The organism is Kitasatospora sp. NPDC022785, assembly GCF_055561295.1.
In genome coordinates this window covers 99,895-105,788 of the sequence record NZ_JBVHHB010000010.1, presented here as the reverse complement: position 1 = coordinate 105,788, position 5,894 = coordinate 99,895, and the positions used below count along the sequence as shown (strand labels likewise).

At 75.2% G+C, this 5,894-nt stretch carries 5 protein-coding genes; all 5 read right to left on the bottom strand.

The window, feature by feature from the left end; all coding sequences use genetic code 11:
* Window positions 1–272: 272 nt before the first annotated feature.
* Window positions 273–392: an ALQxL family class IV lanthipeptide gene (locus ACZ3YO_RS18485; protein WP_331742630.1), complete on the bottom strand. Its 120-nt coding sequence runs from the start codon at window positions 390–392 to the stop codon at window positions 273–275.
* A gap of 32 nt (window positions 393–424) precedes the next feature.
* Window positions 425–544, bottom strand: coding sequence for an ALQxL family class IV lanthipeptide (locus ACZ3YO_RS18480; RefSeq protein WP_331741485.1), 120 nt, complete (start codon window positions 542–544; stop codon window positions 425–427).
* A gap of 6 nt (window positions 545–550) precedes the next feature.
* Window positions 551–3,271, bottom strand: a complete 2,721-nt coding sequence (gene lanL / locus ACZ3YO_RS18475) for a class IV lanthionine synthetase LanL (RefSeq protein WP_465570282.1) — start codon at window positions 3,269–3,271, stop codon at window positions 551–553.
* Between the two features lie 264 nt (window positions 3,272–3,535).
* Window positions 3,536–4,579: a TolB family protein gene (locus ACZ3YO_RS18470; protein WP_465570281.1), complete on the bottom strand. Its 1,044-nt coding sequence runs from the start codon at window positions 4,577–4,579 to the stop codon at window positions 3,536–3,538.
* A complete protein-coding gene (locus ACZ3YO_RS18465) occupies window positions 4,576–5,703 on the bottom strand; it encodes an MFS transporter (RefSeq protein ID WP_465570279.1) in 1,128 nt (375 codons plus the stop codon). Before ACZ3YO_RS18465 ends, ACZ3YO_RS18470 begins: the two co-directional genes overlap by 4 nt.
* Window positions 5,704–5,894: the final 191 nt, after the last annotated feature.

Sequence of the window (5,894 nt, the reverse complement as noted above, 5' to 3'; positions counted from 1 at the left end):
GGCCCCCCCCCCGGGGGGGGGGGGGGGGCCCCCCCCCCCCCCCCCCCCCGCGCGCCCCCCGGGCCGCGGGGGGGGGGGGGGGGGGGGCCGGCGCCCCCCCCCCCCCCCCCCCCCGGCGTGGGGCGCTCGTGGTCACGCGTCCGTGTGAGTCCGGACCAGGCAATCCCGGAGGGTGAGGACAGGGGCGTCGTCCAGGCCGCAGTGCTCGGTCTCCGGTGGCTGCGGGGCGGTCACATCGGATGTCGCCGTGCTCACTTCTTCCCCTGTCGGACTCACATGTCGTCGATGCTCCAGTGGCCGCACGTGAAGATGCTGAACGGGAAACAGGTGTAGTCCGTGGTGGTCTGCTCTTCGCTGTCCAGCAGCTGCAGGGCGTTGACGTCGTTGGTCATCGTACTCACTCGCTTTCCTCGGGTCGGGTCCGCTAGATGTCGCCGTAGCTCCAGTTGCCGCACGTGAAGATGCTGAACGGGAAGCAGATGTAGTCCGTGGTGGTCTGCTCCTCGCTGTCCAGCAGCTGCAGGGCGTTGACGTCGTTGGTCATGGGTGGTCACCTCCTTCCGGCCGGGTCGGGGGCGGGCAGCCACAGGCGTGGCCCGCCGTGGTGGAGCCGTACCAGCAGGCCGAGCGGCCCGGCGAGTCCGGTGTTGTAGCCGACGCCCACCCCGGTGAGGGTGTCGTCGGGGATCAGGAGCAGCCCGTCGTGGACGACGTGGCGCGCGTGGGCGCAGGCGAGGAGTTCCTCGGCGCGGCGCCGGTGGCCGGGGTCGTTCAGGGCCTCGGCGAGGTCGAGCAGGTACTCGGCGTTGCCCGCGAGGCCGTGGCAGGCGGCCGGCGAGCTCCGCCACCGCCAGCGGTACACCTCGGTCGCGGCCTGTTCGGCGGTCTCGCGGTAGCGGGGATCCCCGGTGGCCTGCCAGAGGCGGATCAGGAAGGTGCCGATGCCGGAGGCGCCGCTGCACCAGTGGGGCGCGTGCGCGGGGGTGTCGGCGCCCCGGTCCTCGACGGGCCAGCCCGCGCCGCCCTCCCGCACGCGTGCGGTGGTGAGCAGGGTCTCGGCGGCCGCCCGGGCGGCGTGGACGAAGTCCTCCCGCTCCGCGGCGAGCCCGACGAGCAGCAGGAAGGTGCCGACGCCGGCGACGCCGTGGGCGAAGCCGAGATGGGTGATTCCGGCGAGCTCGGAGTCGAAGTCGGCCGGGACGGGCCACACGACACCGGAGCGGCCCTTCGCGGCGGTGGTCAGCAGGGCCTCGGCGGCGGCGACCGCGCGTTCGCGGAACTCCTTGTCACCGGTGGCCTGCCAGAAGTGGAGCTGGGTGAGGCCGGCGCCCGCCACGCCGTGGCACACGTCGGGGTTGGGCCAGCGCACCGGCACCTCGCGGGCCAGCTGGGCCGCGTGCGCGGCGAGGCCGTCGTCGTCGAGCAGCCGGGCGGCGTCCAGCAGGGCCCAGGCGGTGCCGGAGCGCCCGAAGTGCAGCCCGGGCAGCTGCTGTCCGCCGGTCCGGGCCCGGGCGGCGATCCACTGCGCGGCCTCTGCGACGGTCGCCCGCAGCCGTGGGTCGGTCCGGTGTGCGGCGGCCGCGGTGAGGACGGACAGGACGCCGGCCGCGCCGTGCTGCACGTTCAGCGGATCGGTCCGCTCGGCGGAGGGGTCGGCGGGCCAGAGCCGTACCGGGTCCAGCGGGGTCATGGTGTCCATCAGGTGGGTCAGCCCGTCGGAGAGCAGCTGCTCCGCGGTCCCGCCGTCCAGGACACGCCCGCTGTCCGGGGCGCTCCCGGTGGCGGGGGGTGCGTCCACGGGTGCGGTCGCGGGCAGCCCGGCGAGCGTTTCGCGGACCGTGTCCAGGCTCCAACGGTCGTGGGGGTCCTCCGCCATGAGCCCCAGTACCAGCGGCTGGAGGGCGGTGAGCTCCGGGCGGTCGGCGAGGGCGGCAACCAGCAGGGCGACGAGACGTTCGTGTTGGCCGCGCGTCCCCCCGCTGTCCGGGGCGAGCGCGGGCTCGGCGCCGGTGAGCAGGTGGAACAGCACGGCACCGAGGCTGTAGAGGTCGGACTCCGGGGCGGGGGCCAAGCCGTTCGGGGCGCTGTCGAGGAGCTCCGGGGCGCAGAAGCCCGGAGTGTGGATGCCCGGAGCGAGGTCTCCGGGGCGGGCGAGGGCCTCCAGGTCGATCAGGCGGAGCTCGCCGTCCGGAGTGACCATCAGGTTGTTGGGGCTGAGGTCCCGAAGGACCAGGCCGACCCCGTGGACGGCCTCGACGACGGTCACCAGCTGCCCGGCCAGCTCCAGTACCGACGCCCGGTCGGGGCGGAGCCTCTCGGACACCCAGGAGCGCAGCGTCTGCCCGGCGATGCGTTCCTCGGCGAGGTACCGGTTACCGCCCTGGCCGAAGACGTCCAGCACCTGCGGACACAGGCCGAGCGGCGCGAGCAACGTGTGCATCTCGGCCTCGTGGCCCAGCCGCTCGCCCGAGTCGGTGCCTCTGAGGGTGGCCCCGACGTGCCGGCGGGCCTCCTTGATGACGACCTCCTGCCCGGTCCGCTGGTCGGTGCCGAGGAAGACTCCGCCCCGGTAGGAGTGCCGGATGGCCTTGCGCACGACGTAGCGGTCGTTCAGGAGGACGCTCGTCCCGGGGGCGGGCGGGGGCTCTTCGGGCGGGGGCAGCGGGGAGGTGGCCCAGGCGGGCGCGCTGAAACCGGCTCGCCGCCGGTCCCGGACGAAGCTCCCGTCGGGTGCCTGCAGCATCGGCTCGGGTGAGCCGTCGTTGGTGAGCCGGGGGTGGCCTCGGAAGGCGCCGTAGCGGTAGTGCACCAGGCTGCCCGGCCGGTACTGACGGTCGGAGAGGATGCCCGGCCCCGGCAGGTGTGCGGTGGCCCGGTGCAACTCCTCGGCCAGCTGCCGGAACTGGTCGTCGTCGCTCGGGTAGACGGTGATGAACTTTCCGCCGCCTCCCCGGTCGTAGCGGGCGGAGACGAGCTCCGTCAGACGGCCGGGGGTGCCGGCGCACTTGAACGGGGCCCGGGCGGCGACGAGCACCTCGGCGGCACGGGTCAGCACCATCGGGGCGGAGAGCGGGGTGGCCGACACGTGCAGCTTCCAGCCCTGCCTCCGGCCCGGGGCGGCGTCGCTCGGGGAGACGCGGCACCAGAAGTCCTCCGGGGTGACGGACCAGCCCCGAGCGCCCTGCCGGCGGAGCACCATCCCGATCAGGTCGGGGAAGAACGTGGCGTACGGATCTGCCGAGTCCTCGCCCGCCGTGTGCCCGTCTGCCATCGTTCTTCCTTCGTTCTCTGGAGACTGCCGGAGCCGGCCTGCGTCCGACCGCACCGCCGATCCTGCCGCCGCGGGACCTGCGGTTCATGGGGGACGAGCACGTATCTTCCGGTCCGCGGACCCCCATATACGCCCGCGCGGCGGGTGGGGTGGTCAGCGGTTCGCCACCTCGGTCCGCCACGGCGGAGCACCGAGGACCGGACACCGAGAACCGAGAACCGAGAACCGAGCACCGGCTCCCGACGCCGGAAGGCCGATCGCCGGTCAGCTCGGCACGGGCGGCGCCGGAGGCACCGGCGGCACGGGCGGCGCCGGAGGCACGGGCGGCACCGGCGACACGGGCGGCGCCGGCGGCACGGCCACCGGCGACGAGCCGCCGGGCACCAGCAGGTGCGGCGCCCCGCTGCCGTCCGCCGGGACGGTCCAGACGTCGGTGCCCTTCCCGTCCCGTCCCGGCAGCGCGTAACCGAGCGTCTCCCCGTCGAGCCAGGCCGCCTGGTCGTCCACGCTGCGCGACTCGGCCAGCTGGTGCTCGCGCATCCCGGCGAGCTCCAGGACGTGGAGCCGCCAGGGCGCGGCCGGGTCGGCCGAGACCTTCTTCTTGAAGGCGATCCGGGTGCCGTCCGGTGAGAGCGAGGGGCACTCGACGTTCTCCCGCAGGGTCCGCGCCGACCACGCCCGGAGGTCGCCCTCGATCAGGTGGGTCCGGCCGCCGGTCGACACGGTGGCGTAGAAGCGGTTGTCGTCGGCGGCGAAGTTGACGCCCCAGTAGTTGATGTCGGCGGCGTGGTAGCGGGTACCGTCGACGGTCAGCGGGATGGCCTCGATCGACTTGACCAGGTAGCCGGTGCGCAGGTCCAGGATCGACGTCCGGGTGGAGAAGGCGCCGGCCGCGTACGAGTCCCCCACGGCGAAGGTGGTCCAGGAGAGCAGCTGCCCGGAGGCCGACACCCGGGCCCGGTTCGGGACGCCGGGCACCGTCACCGTCTGGAGCTCGGTGAACCGCCGGTCGTACACCACCGCCTGGGTACGGGCCGGGACGCCGGGCAGTGCCCGCAGGCAGAGCGCGCGGTCCCCCGCGGCGTAGAACCGGGCGCAGGACGGCCCGTCCGGCGCCCCCTGGCTGCGGGCGACCCGCCCGGTGGCGGTGTCCCGGTAGTAGAGCCCGGGCTCGTCCAGGGTGAACGAGCTCTCTGCTGCGACGAGTTGGTGCCCGTCGCCGCGCTGCCTGGCGTGCAGCACGTACCCGAGCGAGCCGCCCAGCAACACCAGGACAGCGATGACCAGCACCGTCGATCGCGCCTTCATGAGACCTCCCGTCCCGGCAGGATCCGCCATGTGGCGGCGAGTGCGGCGGCCAGCGCGAGTGCGGAGACCGCCAGGGCCGGTCGCGGCCCCCACCACGTCCAGGCCGCGCCGAACCCGGCCGCTCCGAGCAGCCGGGCCAGCGCCTGGCCGGTCTGCAGCACCGCGAGCCCGCTGGCCCGGCGGTCCGGCGGCAGCACCGGCCCGGCGAGCGCCATCAGCACGCCGTCCGTGGCGGCGTAGAAGACACCCAGGAGTGCCAGGGTGAGTACGGCGGTCGGCCACCCCGGCGGGGCCGTCAGGGTGAGGTAGGCCGCGAGCAGCGCACCGTGCCCGCAGAGGAACGGGGTGCGCCGCCCGGTCCGGTCCGCGATCCGGCCCGCCGGTACGGCCAGCAGCAGGTAGCACGCCGCCGCGCCGAGCGGCAGCAAGGGGAAGAGCACGGCCGGCAGGTCCAGGCCGCGCTGGAGCAGCAGGTAGAGGAAGGAGTCGCCCACCGTCGCGGCCCCCAGCAAAGAGGCGGCGGTGACCACCCGCCGGAACACCGGGTCGCCGAGTGCGTCGTTCCCGTTCCCGTTCCCGTTCCTGCGCCGGGCCGGTTTCGGCTGGACGGCCGGCACCGCCGTCCGGGCCGGGACGAACAGCATCAGCACCAGTACGCCGAGCAGGCCGGTGGCGAAGCTGACCACGAACACCGCGTCGTACGCGTCCGCCGTCGCCCACAGCACCGCTGACGCGACCAGCGGTCCGAGCAGCGCCCCCGTGGTGTCCATCGCCCGGTGCACGCCGAACGCCCGGCCGAGCGCTTCCGGCGGTGCGCTGAGCGAGATCAGCGCATCCCGCGGCGCGGTCCGCACGCCCTTGCCGAGCCGGTCGGCGGCCAGGGCGGCGGCGATCCCGCCGGCGGCCCCGCCGGCCAGCAGCAGCCCGAGCCGGGAGAGCGCCGAGAGCAGGTAGCCGACCCCGGCGACCGTCCGGTGCCGGCCGCCGCCCCGGTCGGCCAGCCTGCCGCCGAGCAGCCGGACCAGCGCCGTGGCGCCGTTGAACAGCCCGTCGAGAAAACCGAACTGGAGGGGCGAGAGGCCGAGCCCCAGTACCAGGTAGAGCGGCAGCACGGCGGTGACCATCTCCGAGGAGACGTCGGTGACCAGGCTGACCGCACCGAGTGCGACGACCGTGCCGGGGACGCGGCCCCCCCCCCCCCCCGGGGGGGGGGGGGGGGGCGGGGCGGGGGCGCGGGGGGGGCCCGCCCCGCCCCCCGGGGGGGGGCCCCAGGGGGGGGGGTGGTTTGAATGGCGAGCCCGCCGGCCGGTGGCCC